This is a genomic window from Neobacillus sp. PVCKKU3 (assembly GCF_058323225.1).
Map to the genome: position 1 here is coordinate 23058 of NZ_JBLVQN010000015.1, position 20474 is coordinate 43531.

The following is a 20474-nucleotide window of genomic DNA, read 5'->3' on the forward strand; positions in this document are numbered from 1 at the left end:
TGATGGAATTAGATAACAGCATTATCGGATTAACAGGTCCAGCATTTGTATTTGAGGTCGAGAAAAGACATATAGGTCAATTTGCTCGAGCAATTGGCGACAATCATCCGCTTTATACAGACGAGGAGTATGCAGCCAAAACCCCTTATCGAGGAATTATTGCTCCCCCTACTTTTCCGATTGTCATCGGAGCTGAGGGAGAGGGAATTTCTCTAGATTTGGATCCAAAAAGAATGCTGCATGGTGAGCAGGAATTCATATATCATCGGCCGATTCGTCCCGGAGACCGGCTGATTTGTCAGATGAAGGTGGCAGATTTATATGAAAGGGAAGGGAAAAGCGGCAAAATGCAGTTTTTAGTCCTGGACACGGAAATTGCCGATGAAAGCGGAAATATGGTTGTCGTTAGCCGGATGAATATTATTTATCGTCCCAAATTGCAGCAAGCCTAAAAAAGCTGTGCTCTTGAGCAAAAGGGATAGTTCAACAGTCTGTTTATCAGGGAGGAGGAGAAGAAGTTGTTAAAATACGAAGATTTGCAGCAGGGACAGGAGCTTCAGCCATTGGTTAAACCGCCTGTTACCAAGGTGCAGTTAGTGAAATATGCTGGGGCTTCAGGGGACTTTAACCCACTTCATACGGATGATGAATTTGCCCAAAGTATCGGAATGCCGGGAGTGATTGCCCACGGTATGCTCATCATGGGGTTTTTAGGTGAATATGTAAACAGTCTGGCCGGTGTTACTGCAGAATTAAGCAATTTACGAATGAGATTTGGCAGCATAACACGACCAGGTGACAAAATTACTTGTTCGGCAGTCGTTCAAGAGCTCTATGAAAAAGACGGGAAACAGTTTGCAAACCTGGAGCTAAAAGCACAAAAAGGTGCTCAGCAAGTCGTTGGTTCAGGACAGGCTATTTTACAGTTTTTTTAAAAAGAAAAGGGGTGTTTTATCGTGGCAAGTATTAAAGAACGCTATGCCATTGTGGGGGTAGGAGAGAGTGAGAGATCAAAAAATTCCGGAACCACTCCCTTGCATCTGGCTTTGGATGCAGCAAGGGCAGCCATTAATGATGCCGGTCTTACGGCTAAAGATATCGATGGGTTTATGAGCTACAGTGAAAACGACTCTTGTACCTCCCATCAATTAGCTACTTATTTAGGAGTCCGGCCAAAATATGTAAAGGACATTATGGGCGGTGGAAGCAGTACGGAAATGCTGATTGCAGATGCCATCGGTTTAATTGAAACAGGGCAGGCCAATACAGTCCTCATTTATCGCTCCATGAACGGCCGCTCTGGCGTCAGAATGGGGGGCGGCGGCTGGGATGTAAATATGCTCCAACATGCTATTGACGGAGGCAGCTTTATCATTCCTTATGGTGCAGGAAGTCCTAGTCAATGGTTTGGATTATTTGCGACCCGCCATATGTATGAAACCGGTCTTACAAAGGAACATCTAGGTCATGTGTGTGTAAGTTTTTATGAGCATGCGCAGCGAAATCCGAAGGCCTTTTTCTATGGGAAACCATTGACGATGGAGGAATATAAACAGACTCCGCCTCTCAGTTATCCATTTAACAAACATGATTTTTGTTTGGAATCAGATGAGGCAAACGCTATTATCGTGACCACGGCTGATCGGGCGAAAAGCTGTAAATCCAGGCCTGTTTATATTATGGGGATTGCGGCAAGACAATGTGTGTCACATGCTCATTACTGGACCAATTTGTCGGAGGTAGCTGCTGATTATGTCGCCCCTGAAGTGTTCAAAATGGCCGGTGTAAAGCCGGAAGACCTGCATGTTGCCTCTATTTATGATTGTTATAGCTGGGTGGTGCTGCGGCAGCTGGAGGCTTACGGGATCGCTCCCCGCGGAGAAGTGGGTGACTTTGTAGCAGAGGGAAACCTAAGAATGGGAGGCAAGCTGCCGAGTAATACTGCCGGAGGCATGCTTTCGGAAGGATATACACATGGGATGAATAATGTGTTGGAAATTGTCCGTCAAATCCGTCACGAATATAAGGGAACGGATCGCCAAGTAGAAAATTGCGAAATTGGGCTATGCACCGGCTGGGCGGGGCCTGATATCGCAGGTGCTATGATTCTAAGAAACTAGGAGGGAAAAATGATGGATTATCAAAAACCAATTCCACTTAAAAATCAGGATAATCAGCCCTATTGGGATGGTGCGGATCGGCATGAGTTACTCATCCAAAAATGCGAAAGCTGCCAGAATTATTCACATCCACCTGGTCCAGCGTGTGCAAAATGCGGTAGCACTGAACTTAGCTGGGAAAACTTTGGAAGTGATGTAAAAGGAACGGTTTACTCGTATGTCATCTCTTACCGGCCGTTCCTGCCGGGATTTCAAGATTCCCTGCCGCTTGTCATTGCGATTGTTGAGCTTGACAAGGCGCCAGCTGTAAAGATTATCGGAAACGTCCTGGAGTGTAATCCAGAAGATGTCCGAATTGGAATGAGTGTCAATATGACCTGGCAGGACATCACAAATGAGCGTGCCTTGCCGCAATGGATTCTCGCATGATAAGGGACGTTTAATAGAGTTGAAGGGAGGAGAAAGGGAATGGATTTTTCTTTTACAGAACGGGAAGAAGCATTTCGCATGGAACTAAGAACATGGCTTGAGGAGAATTTACCGGATGGCTGGCTGGAGGGGAATAGGGAACTGCCTGAGGAATTAGGTGAATACTCTAAGTTTCTCAGAAATTGGCAGAAAAAATTATACGAAGGCGGATGGGCTGCCATTGCCTGGCCGGAAAAATATGGGGGAAGAGATGCAAATTTAATAGAAGAGATTATTTATCAGCAGGAAATGGTTCGGGTGAAAGCCCCGCCGCTCGTTAATTATGTTGGAATTCACATGGTTGCGCCAACCTTAATGCAGATAGGGACAGAAGAACAAAGAGAAGCCTACATCCCGAAAATCCTTACGGGTGAAGAGGTATGGTGTCAGGGCTATTCAGAGCCTAATGCGGGGTCTGACTTAACGGCCATTCAAACCACGGCTGTAAAAGAAGGGGACAAATGGATCATTAACGGCCAAAAGGTCTGGACCAGCTTTGGACATTTAGCCGACCGCTGTTTTCTTCTGGCCCGAACAAGCAAAGGAGAAAAGAAGCACAAAGGGATTACCGTTTTCCTTTTAGATATGCATCAGCCAGGAGTCGAGACACGGCCGATTATCCAGATGGATGGGAAACACGATTTTAATGAAGTGTATTTAAATGACGCCGTTGCCTATGATGCCGATATTGTCGGGGAAGTCGATGAGGGCTGGAAGGTCATGATTGCCTTGCTCATGCATGAAAGGACGGGGATTGGGGCGCAGGTATTTACACTTGAGCAGCAATTTCAAGATTTAGTCACCTTAACAAAAGAGTTACAGGAAGAAGGCCGTCCATTAATCAAAAATCAGTTTACCAGGAAGACGATGGTAGATTTGTATACCCGTTCGCGAGGTTCGCTATTAAATTATTATCGTAACTTAACGAAAACCATCAAAAACGGCCATCCTGGTCCGGAAGGGTCGATGGATAAGCTTCAGGTCAGTGAATTGACAAAGGAACTGTTTGCCCAGGCTATATCCATTCAAGGGCACCGGGGAATCTTATGGAAAGAGGATGCTGTTTACGGAAATTCTTATTGGCAGGAAACCTATCTATATTCGTTCGGAATGACCATCGGCGGCGGAACAAGCGAGGTTCAACGAAACACCATTGCAGAACGGATACTTGGATTGCCAAAAGATATGGGACGTTAGTGATTATGGAGGTGAAGATGAATGGACTTTTCATTAAATGAGGAACAGGAAGTATTCGGCACCTATGTGCGAAAGTATTTAGCTGATAAAGGACAAACAAAAATTGCCCGCCAGTTTATAAAGGGTGATGTGGATTACTATCAATCTATCTTTTCAGGCTTAGTTGAATTAGGATGTGCGTCCATTAATATTTCTGAAGAGTATGGCGGTATGGGCCTTGGGGCATTGGATCTTGTTCCTGTCCTTGAGGAGTGGGGACGCAGTGTCATGCCTGGCCTATACCTGGAAACCAATGCATTTGCGGTGCCGATCCTTGAAAAGTATGGGACAGAAGAACAGAAGAATCGATACCTTCCAGCGATTGCTGAAGGCTCCCATACCTTTTCGATTGCTTGGCTTGAACCGGAAAGCAGCTGGCATCCCTCGGAAATCAGGATGACGGCTGCTTTAGAAGGTGAAGATATCGTTTTAAATGGAATGAAGACTTTAATACCAGATGCTGAGCTTGCAGACAGCTTCATTCTCATTGTCCGAACTGGAAACGAAGGAGGCAAGGACGGAATCTCACTTGTCATCCTTGATCGTACTGAGCAGTTCGAAATTCGCAGACAGAAGAATATGGATGAGACACGCCAGCTCGGAGAAATAAAGTTTGAAAATATAAGGGCAGGGAGAGAACAGCTTCTAGGACCGCTTGATCAGGGCTGGGATGTTCTAGAGGAAGGATTGCTGGCTATTAATGCGGCACTAACCTCTGTGATGGTCGGAGGAATGGAGAAGGTAGTGGAAATGGCTGCCGAATACGCAAAAATCAGGGTTCAATTTGGTCAGCCGATTGGCCGCTTCCAGGCTATCAAGCATCGAATTGCGGATATGAAAGTCGATCTTGAGACTGCAAGGTCATTAGCGTATTATGCCAACTGGGCACTGGAGAATCATGCTGAAGATCGTGTCCAAGCTATTGCTGGTGCCCGTCTCTTTGCGGCAGAAGCATTTAATCGGGCCGCTGGGCAAAATGTGCAGATTCACGGGGGAATTGGATTTACAGAAGAAATAGATTGTCATTTATATGTCAAGCGGGCCCGTTTTTATGAACATTACCTTGGCGGCACTCAGTATTACTATGAGAAGGCTGCAGCCGCGTTAGGGTGGTAAAAGCGAATATTAGTAGTTTAAAAGGGGTGAACCAATTTGGAGACAGCCAATATGATTCGGGAATTTCACAATCTCATAAACGGAAAGCTGCAACCGGCTTCTTTAGGAAAAACACTGGATAGTATAAATCCCGCCGATGGCAGGGTATGGGCAAGAATTCCCTTGAGCACGGTGGAAGATGTAAAGGAAGCTGTTTCGGCCGCTAGAAAGGCTTTCGGGGAGTGGGCTTTGTTTTCCGCAATGGAACGAGCCGCCTTCCTTAGACAAATCGGTGATTGTCTTTTGAGCCATGCAGAGGAGTTAGCCATGCTTGAAACGAAAGACAGCGGCTGGGTAATCCGCGAAACTAGCTATGGATTAATTCCGGTGTTAAGGAGTATATGGTATGATGCCGCAAAGTCTGCTTCGATTGCAAGCCGGGGCGAGACCATTCCATTAAGCCCGCAAACTTTTGGCTATACACTAAGGGAGCCATTAGGCATTGTTGTTGGAATTCTGCCCTGGAACTCACCACTGTTCACCTTTACCATCAAAGCGGCTTATGCACTTGCAGCTGGAAATGCCGTGATTATCAAACCATCTGAATTTGCCTCGGTGTCCTGCCTGCGATATGGAGAGATACTGAATGAAATTCTTCCTGCCGGGGTCTTAAATGTGGTTTCAGGCGATGGGTCAATAGGGGAAGCACTGGTCAGCCATCCTGATGTCAATCGCGTCACTCTTACAGGATCAGGAAACACAGCGAAGGCCATTGTCCGCTCAACCGCTCAGGCACCCAAGCCGCTTACATTTGAATTAGGCGGCAAGTCACCTAATATTGTTTTTGCAGATGCAGATTTGAAAAAAGCGGCTGAGGGTGTAACCATTAATGGAATTTTCACCGGGAACGCGGGCCAGCTTTGTGTGGGCGGATCGCGAATTCTGATTCAGAAGTCGGTATTTGAGGAAATGATTTCATTAATGACAGAAGTGGTAAAGAAAAATACTGTACTTGGAGATCCAATGGATCCACTTACAACCATGGGGCCAATCGCCAATGAAGCTCAATATAACAAGGTAAGGAGCTTTATTGAATTAGGAAAACAAGAAGGTGGAGAAATCATCTTCGGCGGGCACTCAGGCGGTGGGACCATTTTGCCGAATGATCCCCAATTTGCTAACGGGTATTGGATAGAGCCCACTTTGATTCGTGTCGGGAGGAATTCTCTACGCATTTGCCAAGAAGAGATTTTTGGCCCGGTTGCAACCGTTATGACTTTTGAAACAGAGGAGGAAGCTTTGGCGATTGCCAATGATACCAATTATGGTTTAGGAGCGGGCGTTTGGACGTCAAATTTAGATCGTGCACACAGGATGATTAGAAAATTAGAATCAGGGAATGTATGGGTAAATACGTATCGCCATGTTGGGCCGGAATTGCCATTTGGGGGAGTAAAAGACAGCGGCTTTGGAACTGATTCCATTCTTGAAAACACAAGGGAAAAAACATGTATCATTCAGCTGGGGTAATCATGAGGGGCGGCTTTTGCCGTCTCTTTTACCCGGTTTGGTCAGGATAAATTCCAGTTTTTCTATATACGGAGGGGTAAATAATGGGGGAAAAATCAGTGCGCAGGTCTTTTCATTTCTTATGTCTGGGAATTCTGCTTGTCGTATTTGCGGAAGCGACACATATACCAGCCTATCCTAAAATGTTGGAACACTTCGAATTGGGAGCGGGATATTCCGTATATATGCAGCTTGGGTTTGCTTTAGGTTTAACGGGATTTCAGCCGTTAATGGGATGGCTGTCTGACACATTTGGGCAGAAAATTGTTATTTTGTTAGGAGCATCTTTACTTGCGATAGGTTCCCTGTTAATTGCCGCTGCTCCCGCGTTCTGGGTTTTGGTCGTAGGGTTGTTTTTGAAGGGGTTTTCGGGAGCGGCCGTGATTCCCGCTGGTGTTTTCTGCGTAGGAAAATACTTCAACCATGAGCAGCGCGGAAAAACGATGGGGATTTATGGATTTTATACGGTTCTCGGAGGGCTGGCAGGACCGCTGTTAAGCGGAATCTTTGTTGATCAGCTTGGCTGGAACTCGATCTTTTTCCTTTGCAGTCTATTGGGCGTCATTACCTTATTACTGTTTGCTTTTGGAGTGCCGGATGTAAAAGGAAACAAATCTGCCTCTTTTGATTTTTTAGGAGTATTGTTCGTCTTTTTGTTATTAGGAGGTCTTCTGACCGTACCAACCTTTATTAATAATTATGGAATTTCCTCGTGGATGTGGGTCCCTGCCCTTGCTGTTTCGGTCGTGTCGTTCATTTTATTGCTTGTTGTTGAGAAAAGACAGAAGAAGCCGCTGCTCGATATTCAATATGCAAAGACCAGAAACTTTTGGGCTCCCTCCGTTATTGCTGTTATTATGTACATGTCCTTCAGCAGTGTGATGTATGTTTTAACCTTCTTCGTACAGAGTGTACAAGGGAAGTCTTCGATGGTTGTCGGCATGCTGCAATTCCCGCTTTTTTTAACAATGGCATTAGCTAATATCGTGAGCGGACGGTTAATCAGTAAAATTTCAACCCGCAGGTTAATTGGTTCAAGCATTGTAGTGCTGGTAGCCGGTGTCGGCATGTTATCAATAGCTAAGGTGGATACCTCGTTCCTCTATCTATTCATTTCTATGAGTTTAATTGGTACCTCTATTGGTACGGTAGGCCCTGTCGTTAAATCTGTGATTGTTTCAAAAGCAAGTCCATCCCGACTTGGGGTCGTATCTTTTACTTATATTACAATAGAAAATGTTGCTTCACGTGTCGGTGCCTCTTTTGCCTTGGTTACCTTTGCTCTTTTTTCAGCTGGAGGACACGCGGTAGGTGCTCTGTCTAGTACGGCTTTGTTATTGACCATTTTTACAGCTGCCTCTTTACTTTTCCTCGTCTTTATACCTAAAAAAATTGCAGGAAATCAGCAGAAAACAGAGGCGTTGGAGGGTAATGCTGAAGGAACTGAAACTATTTCTGTATAATCTTGACTAATGTAAAATAATTGTCTCCAAGAGTAAAGATTGGTATCTATATATAGGTTGCAGGGGCTGTCTTAATCAATTAAGACAGCTTTTTTATTAAGCCTTTTTTCAATGACCTGATTATCACTTGGGGCCTAATATACAGTAAATAAATAAGGAAAGCGAATCTGGGGGTATAAAGTTTTCACCTTACGTCATCTCTCTGTTTCTCCCTAGAATGGTAATTGTAAGCGTTTTAGCTTATAGAAGGGGAAGGAGATGGAAGTAGATGAGAGATTCAAAACACAAGCAGCAAGATCTTCAACACGGGAAACAGTATCCAAAAAAAGAGGACAAGCGTTATGGAAAACGGCTCACCGCCTTGACGTTAACAGCGGCCTTGACAATCCCATTAACCATTGTACCGCCTGAAACAATCAGCCCAAAAACGGCATTGGCCGCCTCTAGTACGGCCACTTCTGCAGGTGAGGAGGACCTGTCAACTCGTGCCGCACATCTAGAGAGTGACGCGCGAGCCATAGGGATCCCGCTCTTCCTGTTCGAAAACGGCATCCCGAAGACATTTAAAACAGATAAGGGTGCAGCTCTCGAACTAGATGGCCACCACTCAAAGGACGGCAAACAATCGCTGAAATGGAACTACACGAATGGCTCCAAATTAATTGTAAATGAGAAAATAGGATTTACACCATTTGTCCCCAACAATCAAGACCAATCAATCAAATCGTTTGTTGTCTGGGTCTACAATGAAAAGCCCGTCAACGACACAGCTACCTTTCAATTTGGCCGAGGCAATAACGTCGACAGCTGGTTTGACATGAACCTGAACTTTACAGGATGGCGGACCGTTTGGGTTTCCTTTGAACGTGATATGCAGGGAACACCGCATCCGCATATGAATCGTATGACCGTTGTTGCACCTAAATCCGAATCCGGCACATTGTATTTTGACTCCATGATGCTATCAACCCCAATTGACCCGCGGCACCACACACCGGATGCTCAGGTTCCTTTTGTAAATCCGGACGTAATGGAAGCAGCAAACGCCCATTGGCTTGGTCTCTTAAACTATTCCAAGCTTACACCTCCAGAACCTCAAACCGAAGTAACCGAAGAGAGCTTAGCCGGTATTCGCCAAATCGAAACAAAATTCACAGAGTTACTTTTTAAAAAGCAAAAGGTAACAGATACACTGCTAGCTGACATTCGCAGCCGCAATAAGTCATTCGGAATATCCCGTGATGAATATGGAATACACGGTGCTTCCCTGTTTATGCCGCACTTTGACCAGGCTCCGGCGGCCATAAAACCGAATTTTAAAGAGCTTAGCAATACAGCCGATCTTAGGGCTTTCACTGACTTCATGGATTTAGTCGCGAACACGTATCTGTCTGCTACGGATGAGACAACCAAAAACGAACTGAAACAGATGTATATCGACCTAGCCGACCATCTGGCTGACCAAGGCTGGGCAGACGGAAGCGGGCAAGGAACGATGCACCATCTCGGCTATAATATCCGCGGGTTTTATTCATCCGCCTTCCTGATGCGGGATGTTTTAAAAGAAGCCGGTCTTCTGGAGCGGACTCAAAAAGCTCTGTTTTGGTTAAGTGGTGCAGGAAAAATTTATACACCTAAAGAAGAGGTTGTCAGCAATATCGACATCCTAAACACCACCTTAAATGGAATGCTGGCCAGTATCCTTGTCCAGGAGGATTCGAAGGAAAAAATAAGAGATATGGAAAGCTTCACCTCTTGGCTGTCGCAAGGACTTGTTCCGGCGAAAGGTTTAGACCCTGCCTTTAAGAAGGACGGTTCTGCCTATCACCATGACAATCATTACCCAGCGTATGCAAAGGATGCCTTCACCGGGGTTACACCGATTATGTATGTATTATCAGGAGGTCCTTTTAGAGTTACCGAGGATGCTCATGAAACATTGAAAAAAGCATTGATGTCGATGCGCCTGTATTCAAACAAAACCCAATGGCTAATCAGTGTAGCCGGTCGCCATCCGGACGGAAAAGGTGCGTTGGCACTGCCTCCATTCCGGTATATGGCGTTGGCGGGATCCCCAGATGGGAAAGAGCCGATTGACCATGAAGTGGCGGCCGCTTATTTAAGGCTCATCGACAAGGATGATACATGGTCTAAGCAGTTCAAGCAGCAGGGTATTACGGCAGAGGCAGCACCAACCGGATTTTGGTCGATGAATTACGCCAATCTTGGCATTCAAAGACGGGACAACTGGCTTGTCGGTGTAAAGGGCTTTAGCCGTTATTTGTGGGGGAATGAAACCTATCAGGATGCCAATTTATATGGACGCTATATGTCCTATGGCCAAATGCAAATTATGGGTGCCTCTAATCACCGGGACAGCGGCTATGTGCAGGAAGGCTGGGATTGGAACCGCTGGCCGGGGACAACGACGATTCATCTGCCGTTTGACAAATTGTGTTCTGATGTCCGAAACGTCGACCGTTTTAGCGGCATCGAAGAAATGCTGATTTCCGATGAGACGTATTCTGGAAGCTTGAGTCTCCAAGGACAAAATGGGATGTTCGCCATGAAGCTTCATGAGCATCCAAAATATGATGGATCCCACCGAGCGCGGAAATCCTATTTCTTCTTTGATAATCGGATTGTGGCACTAGGTTCAGATATTGAAAATAATAACAGTGAGTATCCAACGGAAACGACACTGTTCCAAAACTATATGGAAACAGAAGCGGAACCGGTGTGGATGTCCAGAACGGGTGCAATTTCCGCATTCCCTTATCAAAATCAGCTCGCTCTGACAGAGGACGCCTGGCTGGTTGACAATAAGCATAATGGGTTTTATGTGCCGTCTGGACAAACCGTATCGATTTCAAGGTCTTTGCAGCAGTCCAAAAACCAGAAGGACGGATCAGACACGTCAGGGGATTTTTTAACTGCTTGGATAGATCATGGAAAAGCACCAAAGGACGGAAAGTACCAGTATGCCGTTTTAGTGAATACGAATGAAAACAAAATGGCCGAGTTTGCTGCCTCCATGAAAGATCCCGGCATGGCCCCTTACACGGTCCTCCAGCAGAATCGGTTGGCCCATATCGTTCAAGACCGTCTAACTGGGATTACAGGCTATGCCTTATTTGAAGCAAACGACTCTATCAACCAAGGAATCGTGCGAGGCGTCGATACACCATCGATGGTGATGACGAAGATGGACGGAGAGAAGTTAGTCCTTAGCGCAGTAGACCCTGATTTACGCTTATACGAGGGCACCGAAGCGGACCAATATGATGAGAATGGGGTACAAAAGGAAGTCAGCATTTATTCCCGTACATGGCGCCACTCAGAAAGCATTATGCGCCCGATGAAACTGACCATTGAAGGGGAATGGACACTTGCTTCAACAGATTCCCGCATCAGAATCCTTTCATCAGAGAACGGCCGCACCTTAATAGAATTTGATTGCAAAGATGCAGAGCCACTAGAAGTTGTCCTGCAGCCAAAATAAAACGAGGGGACGGTTCTTTTGCTTCTGAAGCAGAAGAACCGTCCCCATGCATCATGATATTTCCTTAATCAAATCAAACAGTCGTAGTTCGTTGACTTCGGTGATGATTTCTTTGGTGCTGTTTTTGTCGAACTTTTTTAACAGGCTGCTGATTTGCTTTTTGATGGTTTCGACTTCGACGGCGCGGATGTCAGCAATTTCCTTACGCTTTAAACCGCTGCAAAGCAGCTTTAATATCTCGAGTTCGGATTGAGTTAGGTTGGCAATGATTTTAAAAAAGTACGTTAATTGATCTTCTGATTTTTTGATGCGGGCAAACTCCGTACGAATTTTTTCAGCGATGATCGGCCGGATGGGCGATTGGTTGTTGTAAGCCGAATAAATCGCTTCTATGATTTCTTCCTTTGGAGCCGCTTTCATTAAATAGTCGACAATGCCAGTTTGAAAGGCGGCAAAGACGATATTATTATCCTGGTGAACCGTCAGCATAATGATTTTTGTTGCGGGTAAAATCTTATGAATCTCTGAAGCTGCCTTAATCCCCGCCATTTGACTTTCCATTTCAATGTCCATTAAGACAATATCCGGCTTCTTAATCGCTGCATAGGCCACAGCTTCATAGCCGCTTTTGGCAGAGGCAGCGATTGAAAGGTTGTCCACGCTGTTGATGATTCTTTCAAGCCTTCTGCGATGGGCCTCCATGTCGTCTGCTATTAAAATATGAATATTTTCCACGAAAATACCTCCCCCCAGATACGGGGTATATTTTATACCCTTTTTACCAGTGGCAATAGAATATCAAACTGTGTATATTTACCTATTTCACTTTTAACCTCAATCTTGCCGCCATGTGCAGTAATTACCTTGTGGCAGAATGATAGGCCGATTCCCCAATTGGTGATGCTCGGTTTTGTAGAGAAGAAAGGGGTGAAAATTTCTTCTACGTGTTCGGCTTCGATTCCCGGGCCGTTGTCCCGAATCGAAATGGTGCCCCACTGATCCACATAGTTTAAGCTGACCCAAATGAACCCGCCGGCATTTGACAGTGCCTCCACTGAATTTTTAAGGATATTAATGAGCACTTCATTGATGTAATCTTCATCCATGTAGACAAGGATGTTGGAATTTGTTTTTTCAAAATGGATCTCAACGTTTGTCAAATTGGAACGAAACCGTTGAATGGCCCTTTCGATGGGGACATCCAGTGGAACGGCCTTAATGTTTAAAGTAATTTGCTTCAGCTTATCATTCGCTTGATTAATGCTTTGAAACGACTGCTCGCACGATTCTGTAATGAGTTTCAGGCTGTACAGCGCATCTTCATCATCGGCGAATTTCTCCTGTAAATATTCAGCCTCGGAGCGGATCGCCAGCAGATGATTTTTGATGGCATGGGTGAAGGCTCGAATCCCAAGTGAGGCGGTGTCAATTTTCTTTTTGGTAATGATATTGATGTTGGAATAGCGCGCTTCGTTTGCTTTGAATTTGTAAATATTATAGAGCATGATGCCGATTGCTCCAATTGCCAGCAGCGGGAAAAAGCGATATTCCATTAAAAACAAGTTAATCGAAGGCTGGACATAATTGATAAAGCTTTTACTGAAGGTAATTCTGACAAAGTTGGCAGGTGCCCAGTAAAAAATGAACAGGTGTACAAAGGTTAATGGGAGCAAACTAATAGTGATATAGAATGTATGGTCCCGAATCGACCTTAATTGGTAATAACGGATGTAGTGGTACAAAAATAAGGAAAGGCTAAGAACCAGATACGTATCATTCATCACTTGAAAGACAATATCGCCCGTATGACTCCATTGCTCATAAAGATCCATTTTACCTGCGTTAAAGGCCAAATCCTGAAGCATTAGATTTAGGCTTGGATCGTAGAAAAGAAACTGAATGATCCCGACAATCCCGAGTCCCAGGTAAATGAAACGCAATCTAGGGTGACTCCTGAGACTGCTGATAAACGAAATAGAAAAACTAAGGAAGGAAAAATAAAACAAGATAATCCCCAGGTTAAACAGCCGAATTAACGTATGAACATCAAAGTTTCCCAGGACAAGACGATTCCAGGTTCCCGGGCCAAAATCAATAAACTGGTTCACAATATTATAATAATTAAATTTTGATAGATAAAGGGTGAATGAAATATAGGCCAAAATCCACCCGATGGTCAACGTACATAAAAAGAATATGGATCTGCTGCTAAGGTATTTATAGATAAAAAAGATTAAAAAAACCATAAAAATCAAGCATAGAAAAATCACGATCGTCACTCCCGGCTGCAAAAAAGGGGGAAGAAAATTTTCGACTTATTTCGAAAAGTGGAAACCCTTACACTGAGTATATAACAAACTATTAAAAATTTTAAGGGGGGCAATGTATGAAAAAACGTTTTAGTTTAGTGGCGTTATTGCTTTTATGTTTTAGTTTGATTGTTGGCTGTTCCAATGGGGAAACAGAAAAGAGCAGCTCAAAACCAAAAGAAGAGAAGAGTTCCAATGAAAAAGTAAGTTTGAAAATGGCTGTTTTCCCTGCAGATGAAGCTATTTTTAAACAAGGCTATGAAAATTTCAAAAAGGATCATCCGAATGTCGACATTACATTCGAAACCTTCCCGCAGCAGCAATATTATGAAAAAATCCGCATGCAGCTTTCTGGCGGAGAAGGCTATGACCTATTTACTGGTCAAATGGATAACATGGTAGACACAGGAATTCTGGCACCGCTAGATAAGTACATTAAAGACAGCGGCGTCGATGTTTCCGGATACGGGTCGATGTATGACACGTATAAATATGAAGGAAAAGTATTAAGTCTTCCTTACCGTAAGTCCAATTGGATGCTCTACTATAACAAGACTTTATTCGATCAAAAAGGCGTTCCATATCCAAGCGATGATATGACATGGGATGAGTTCCGGGAATTAGCCAAGAAGATGACAAGCGGCAGCGGAGAAAACAAAGTATACGGCGCATACCTGCAGCAATGGCCGCAAACTTGGTACATGGGTGCTGTTCAAAAGGGAGCATCGATTATTGATAAAGACCTGAAACCATTTAAGGATGCCTTGCAAACAAGGGTTGACCTTGAAAAGGACGGTTCGATCATGAAATGGTCTGAACAGGTATCAACAGGAGCACATTATAATGCCGCCTTCCAAAAAGGGAATATTGCGATGAACATCATTGGCGATTGGCATGTTGCTCAGCTTCGTCAGGGGGAAAAAGAAGGAACCTTAAAGTTTGATTGGGATGTTGTGCCAATTCCGCATCCAGAAGGCGTTGCCAAGAATACTTCATTGGCATTGCCAGTTTCGATCATGATGAACAAAAATACGAAGCATCCGAAAGAAGCATTTGAATTCCTGAAGTACATGACAGGTAAAGAAGGGGCAGAGCTTCTTGCTGGAGCAGGCTATTTAACTGGATATATGGACAAGGATGTGGAAGCGGCTTATCTTGGCGACGGTTCACAAAAGCCAAAGAACCTTCATTATTTCTTGGAAACAAAAGAATATCCAGAATACCCAATGTTACCAGGTGTGAAAAACGTTGTCGTTGAACAAATCTTCAAGCAAGAGGGAGAGCTTGCATTAATTGGCCAAAAATCAGTTGATGACACCATCAAAGACATCACGAAACGCGTAAAAGACGAATGGGCAAGTAAGTATGGAGAAAAGTAATTAGCATCGAACTTGGCACTGCTCTAAGGTCTTCATACAGCAGTGCCAATTTTTTTAAAAGAAAGGATGAAACAGTATGAAGCCTGGTAAAGCTGTAAAATCGAAAGCGATTAGGCGAAATCGAATCACCGCTTATACCTTTCTTCTGCCAAATATTATTGGCTTCCTTGTATTTATCTTCGTTCCCGTGATTGCCTCCTTCTTTATGAGTTTCACCTCTTGGAATGGCTTTGGGAATATCGAATTTATTGGACTAGATAACTATAAACAGCTGTTGAAGGATGCTAATTTCAAAATTTCATTTATTAATAGCATCCTGTTCATGTTAATCTCTGTCCCGATTACGCTATTTATTTCGGTGTTGATCGCGATTGCCTTAAACCGGGGTATCCGCTTTGTCAAAGTGTTCCGGACGGCCGTTTTCCTGCCGTATGTCACAGCGACAATTGCTGTTGCAGCTGTCTGGCAGCTTATCTTTAACCCATCAATGGGTCCGATTAACGGAACATTAATGAAGCTGGGGATTGACTCACCTCCCGGCTGGCTATCATCGCCATCCTGGGCGTTAATATCCGTATCGATTGTCTATATTTGGCATTCAGTTGGCTATTATATGATTCTATTTTTAGCGGGACTGCAAAACATCCCAGATTATCTTTATGAAGCAGCCGAATTGGACGGCGCGGGACCGATTACGAAGTTTTTCCATATCACGCTGCCATCGTTATCTCCTGTATTGTTCTTTACCACGATAATTGGTGTGATTAACTCCTTTAAAGTATTTGATTTAATCTATGTGCTGACAGGGGGAGGACCGGGCCGGTCGACCCATGTGCTCGTCTACGACATTTACAATACAGCCTTTAAACAATTTGAGTACGGGTACGCCTCAGCGATGGCTTATGTATTGTTCTTGGTGATTCTAATCATCTCGATCATCCAATTTAGTGGACAGAAAAAATGGGTGAACTATTAACCTATGACTAAACCGACAGAAAGGAGCGGAAGTATTGTATGAATATTGCCACTGAAGCTCAAGTCTATACACCAGAAGTAAAAAAGAAGAAAAAATTTGCGGTTGGCCAAGCCATCAAGTACATTGTGGTGATTTTAGTTTCCTTGACGATGGTCCTTCCGTTTGTTTGGATGCTGTCTGCTTCTTTGAAACTGGAAACGGAGATTTTCGGATTTCCCATCAAGTGGATCCCGGAAACCTTCCGTTGGGAAAATTACAAGGAAGTTTGGACCGCTGTTCCCTTCCATCTCTATTACTTAAATACGTTGAAAATTGCCGTCATCACGACCATTTTGGTGATTATCAACAGTTCACTGGCCGGCTATGCGTTTGCCAAAATTAAATTTCCAGAAAGCAACCGGTTATTTTTTATCTATGTGGCTACAATGATGATTCCTTATCAGGTCATGATGATTCCGCAATTTATGCTGATGAAGCAGCTTGGACTTGTGAATTCGCACTGGGCACTGATTATTCTTGGCGCCTTTAATCCATTTGGCGTGTTCCTGTTCCGCCAGTTCTTCCTATCAATCCCGGATGAATTGCTGGAAGCAGCAAGAATCGACGGCTTGAGTGAGTTTGGCATCTACTGGCGGATTATCCTGCCATTATCCAAACCGGCCATCGCGACACTCGTCATTTTCTCATTCATGCATTCCTGGAATGATTTCTTGGGACCGTTAATCTATCTGACATCGGATCATTTATACACATTGCAGCTGGGCATCCAGCATTTTATCACTGAGTATAACACCGAGTATTCCCTGCTAATGGCGGCAGCGGTATCGGCTGTTGTGCCAACCATCATTGTTTATTTCTTAGCACAGGATCATTTCATCAAGGGAGTTGCCAACACGGGAATCAAAGGATAAAGGAGCGAACTGATGAACAAAAAGCCTGCAAAAGGATTGTCTGTTCTGATCATACTGTCTTTACTCATTACCATGTCCGTCAATGTACCATTGATTTTTGCTGATGATACCGCTGTTCGTTTAGTAAACACAGGATTTGAAGAAACGCAGAAGGCTGCGTCCGGTTGGGACCAATTAGGCGCAGCCAACTGGAGCGTGTGGAAGCCGACAGGCAGTCCGCTGGTGGCAATTTCTGAAGATGCTGGCCGCAATAGCAAGTACGGGTTGAAAATTTCAGCGGCACAATCTGCCAGAGCGGCGGTTTCCCAGGATGTCCCCGTAATGGGGGGGAAAACATATCAATTAAGCACGTGGCTAAAGACCAACAATATTGTCAGCAGCCAGGGTGCGAGAATGAGAGTCGTTACCTATGAGGGAAAGACACAGCTTGGTCTTCTTTACTCATCCCGATTGACTGGAACCAATGATTGGTCGCAAATCAAAATGGAAGTAAAGACTCCGGAAAATTGTGATAGCATCCGGGTACAGCTTTTCTTTGAAACGGGAACAGGAACGGCCATGTTTGATGATGTTTCGTTGAAATTGACCGATCCGGCCACGTCCATTTCGATTGAAAATAAGGACGTAACGATTAAAGAGCAGGAGACAGCTGTTTTGAATGCCAAAATGGAACCCGCTGACGCCAGCTCAAAGATTTCATGGTTTTCAAGCAACAATTCTGTTGCCACAGTGGATAACAACGGCATGGTAACAGGAGTAAAAGCCGGTGAAGCCGTGATTATGGCAGTAACGGATAATGGCTTGACTGCCACTAGTACGGTCAAGGTTTTAAGAAATGATGCCCTTGAACGGCCGGCAATTGAAAAATTGGAACTGAGTCCAAAAGAACTTTCATTAACGGCTGGCCAGCTCCGCCTGCTGCAAGCGGCTGTTACTCCGGAAACGGCAGACACCGGTCAGCTTGTCTGGACATCTTCCAATGAAGAGGTCGCTTCAGTAAAGAACGGTCTTGTCGAAGCGAAAGCTCCGGGAACAGCGGTCATTTCTGTTGCGACAACTGATGGGCAGATTAAAAGTGAAAGTCAGGTCACTGTTACAGCCGCTGCCTTCGACGAGTACGATCAGCTTCGTCATAAGTGGGAAAACCAAATGACCAGTCTCGACTACTACGATGCTTCGAATGAACGAATGAATAAAATGTTGGCCAGCCAAACGAAATCGGCGCAGTCCTTATGGAGGACGATGGTCAAAAACAAAGATCGTTCTTTCCTCTGGTATGAGTACAGAAGCACTGATAATTCAGCCGATATTCGCGACAACTACCGGAATCTGACGACCATGGCCAAGGCATTTGCTAATGAAAATTCGGCCCTTTATCGCAACACGCAATTGTTAAAGGATATTGAGGATGCCTTAGAATGGCTTTATCAAAACCGCTATAACGAGAATATTCAGCAGTATAGCAACTGGTGGCACTGGGAAATCGGAGTGCCGAATGAACTAAACAGCATTATGGTGCTTTTATATGATTATTTAGATCAGGAAACGATTCACCGTTATCTGAATGTGATTGATCATTTTCAGCCCGATCCGACTAAATCAGGTGCGACAACTCCTAGTAATTACCGCGAAGCAGTCGGCGCCAACCGTATAGATGTCAGTAAGGTAGTTGGCGTGCGCGGCGTTCTTGTGAAGGATGGCGCGAAAATCGCAGCAGCTCGCGATGCACTAAGCCAAACCTTTGAAAACGTGACATCAGGCGATGGTTTTTATGAAGATGGTTCGTTTGTTCAGCATGAGGACGTTGCCTACACCGGTTCTTATGGAAATGTGTTAATCGACGGGTTGACCGATCTGCTTGATTTATTAAGCGGTTCGACCTGGGCTGTAACGGACCCTAAAGTGTCCAATGTTTATGACTGGATTGAAAATGCCTTTGAACCATTCATGTATAAAGGTACGTTGATGGATATGGTCAGAGGAAGAGCGATTTCCCGCAGTTTCCTTCAGGACCATCAGGCCGGGCAAACGATTACCAAAGTAGTGATCCAGCTGGCGCAATTTGCACCAGAACCGTATGTTGCGAAATATAAGAGTATGGCCAAATCGTGGCTCCAAGAAGATACGTACCTAGATTATCTTTCAAGCTCCAGCAATTTCAAGGACATGGTCCTGGCTAAGCAGCTGTTGGACAATCAAGACGTTAAGCCAAGGGGCGAGCTTGATTACCATAAGACCTTCGCGTCGATGGACCGTGTTGTGAACAGAAAACCTGGCTATGCTTTTGGCATCAGCATGTATTCAAACCGGATCCAAAACTATGAAGATATGAATGATGAAAACCGCAAAGGCTGGTACACAGGCGAAGGGATGACCTATTTGTACAATGCCGATCTCGCCCAGTACAGCGATGATTTCTGGCCTACGGTTGATCCTTATCGGATGCCTGGGACGACGGTTGATACGATGAGGCGGGCAGACGGCAGCGGGGAACATAATTCACCTGAGTCTTGGGTTGGAGGATCGACGCTGGACCGGTTTGGTACAGCGGGCATGTCTTACAAAGCTTGGAATAGTTCGTTAACAGCCAAAAAATCATGGTTTATGTTCGATAACGAAATTGTCGCGCTTGGTGCAGGAATCACAAGCGGGGATAACAGAACGATCGAGACGATTGTTGAAAATCGAAAAATCCGTGATAACGGCTCAAACGAATTGATTATTAATGGGGAAAAACAGGACTTAGCCGATGGACAAAACCATACCGCTGAAGCCAACTGGGCGTTCCTCGAAGGAAATGTGCCAGGGTCTGATATCGGCTATTACTTCCCGGATGGAAAAACTCTTACCTTGAAAAAAGAACAGCGGACTGGTGCCTGGAAGGATATCAATTATACTGAACCGGCGAATCCAATTACGCGTTCTTACGCAACAATGTGGTTTGATCACGGTGTCAATCCGGCAAACGACACGTACTCATACGTGCTGTTGCCAGGCTTAACATCTGAACAAACAAGCGAATATGCCGCCAAGCCGGAAATTTCAATTTTACGAAATGACACAAGCGTTCAAGCGGTGCAGGAGCTGAAGGTAAATATCATCGGGGCGAACTTCTGGCTCGATGAAAAACAAACAGTTGGACCGTTAACCGTTTATCAAAAGGCGTCGGTTACGATGCAGGAGAAGGATGGCGTGCTGACACTGGCGGTTTCCGACCCAACGATGCAAAATACCGGCACGATTGACATTGATTTTGATGGCAAAGCCTTTGAGGTACTCGAAGCAGACGAACAGGTACAGGTTCTAGAAACGAAGCCTTCCATTAAATTGAAAGTGAACGTCAACCAAGCACATGGAAAGTCCTTCACTGTCAAATTAAAAATGATTCCAAGTGTAAAAGGAAACAGTCCACATTCGATTAGATAAACGTAAGAAAAAGGAGCGAG

General features: G+C 44.7%; 15 protein-coding genes. 13 read left to right on the plus strand and 2 right to left on the minus strand.

All coding sequences use genetic code 11. The annotated features are described in order from the left end of the window. Positions 1-2 precede the first annotated feature (2 nt). From ACNQGS_RS11975 to ACNQGS_RS12015, 9 genes are all read left to right on the plus strand, one after another. Entirely contained in the window at positions 3-452 is a 450-nt protein-coding gene (locus ACNQGS_RS11975) for a MaoC family dehydratase N-terminal domain-containing protein (protein ID WP_491487480.1), read from the plus strand. Between the two features lie 66 nt (positions 453-518). Continuing rightward, positions 519-935, plus strand: coding sequence for a MaoC/PaaZ C-terminal domain-containing protein (locus ACNQGS_RS11980; RefSeq protein WP_491487481.1), 417 nt, complete (start codon positions 519-521; stop codon positions 933-935). 21 nt (positions 936-956) lie between these two features. Next, positions 957-2120: a thiolase C-terminal domain-containing protein gene (locus ACNQGS_RS11985; protein ID WP_491487482.1), complete on the plus strand. Its 1164-nt coding sequence runs from the start codon at positions 957-959 to the stop codon at positions 2118-2120. A gap of 12 nt (positions 2121-2132) precedes the next feature. Then, positions 2133-2549 carry a Zn-ribbon domain-containing OB-fold protein gene (locus tag ACNQGS_RS11990; protein WP_491487483.1) on the plus strand — a complete coding sequence of 139 codons (417 nt, stop codon included), beginning with the start codon at positions 2133-2135 and terminating at the stop codon, positions 2547-2549. 39 nt (positions 2550-2588) lie between these two features. Then, positions 2589-3785: an acyl-CoA dehydrogenase family protein gene (locus tag ACNQGS_RS11995; RefSeq protein ID WP_491487484.1), complete on the plus strand. Its 1197-nt coding sequence runs from the start codon at positions 2589-2591 to the stop codon at positions 3783-3785. A 21-nt stretch (positions 3786-3806) separates the two neighbouring features. Then, positions 3807-4940: an acyl-CoA dehydrogenase family protein gene (locus tag ACNQGS_RS12000; RefSeq protein WP_491487485.1), complete on the plus strand. Its 1134-nt coding sequence runs from the start codon at positions 3807-3809 to the stop codon at positions 4938-4940. A gap of 36 nt (positions 4941-4976) precedes the next feature. Then, complete coding sequence (locus tag ACNQGS_RS12005; RefSeq protein WP_491487486.1) at positions 4977-6449, plus strand: aldehyde dehydrogenase family protein; 1473 nt, start codon at positions 4977-4979, stop codon at positions 6447-6449. Positions 6450-6532: 83 nt separating this feature from the next. After that, positions 6533-7951 (plus strand): MFS transporter, encoded by a 1419-nt coding sequence (locus tag ACNQGS_RS12010; protein ID WP_491487487.1) that lies wholly within the window; start codon positions 6533-6535, stop codon positions 7949-7951. Between the two features lie 268 nt (positions 7952-8219). After that, positions 8220-11453 carry a chondroitinase family polysaccharide lyase gene (locus ACNQGS_RS12015; RefSeq protein WP_491487488.1) on the plus strand — a complete coding sequence of 1078 codons (3234 nt, stop codon included), beginning with the start codon at positions 8220-8222 and terminating at the stop codon, positions 11451-11453. Between the two features lie 51 nt (positions 11454-11504). Here ACNQGS_RS12015 and ACNQGS_RS12020 read toward each other — a convergent pair whose 3' ends face one another. Together ACNQGS_RS12020 and ACNQGS_RS12025 are read right to left on the minus strand one after the other, a co-directional pair. Continuing rightward, positions 11505-12188, minus strand: a complete 684-nt coding sequence (locus tag ACNQGS_RS12020) for a response regulator (RefSeq protein WP_491487489.1) — start codon at positions 12186-12188, stop codon at positions 11505-11507. Between the two features lie 32 nt (positions 12189-12220). Further along, positions 12221-13561, minus strand: a complete 1341-nt coding sequence (locus ACNQGS_RS12025; RefSeq protein WP_491487490.1) for a sensor histidine kinase — start codon at positions 13559-13561, stop codon at positions 12221-12223. A gap of 278 nt (positions 13562-13839) precedes the next feature. Here ACNQGS_RS12025 and ACNQGS_RS12030 point away from each other — a divergent pair, with 278 nt between their 5' ends. From ACNQGS_RS12030 to ACNQGS_RS12045, 4 genes are all read left to right on the plus strand, one after another. Beyond that, positions 13840-15141 carry an ABC transporter substrate-binding protein gene (locus ACNQGS_RS12030; protein ID WP_491487491.1) on the plus strand — a complete coding sequence of 434 codons (1302 nt, stop codon included), beginning with the start codon at positions 13840-13842 and terminating at the stop codon, positions 15139-15141. A 76-nt stretch (positions 15142-15217) separates the two neighbouring features. Then, a complete protein-coding gene (locus ACNQGS_RS12035) occupies positions 15218-16117 on the plus strand; it encodes a carbohydrate ABC transporter permease (RefSeq protein ID WP_213144019.1) in 900 nt (299 codons plus the stop codon). Between the two features lie 38 nt (positions 16118-16155). Beyond that, the gene (locus ACNQGS_RS12040; RefSeq protein ID WP_491487492.1) at positions 16156-17028 is read left to right on the plus strand and encodes a carbohydrate ABC transporter permease; all 873 of its coding nucleotides are present in this window, start codon (positions 16156-16158) and stop codon (positions 17026-17028) included. 12 nt (positions 17029-17040) lie between these two features. After that, positions 17041-20454 carry a polysaccharide lyase family 8 super-sandwich domain-containing protein gene (locus ACNQGS_RS12045; RefSeq protein WP_491487493.1) on the plus strand — a complete coding sequence of 1138 codons (3414 nt, stop codon included), beginning with the start codon at positions 17041-17043 and terminating at the stop codon, positions 20452-20454. Positions 20455-20474 lie beyond the last annotated feature (20 nt).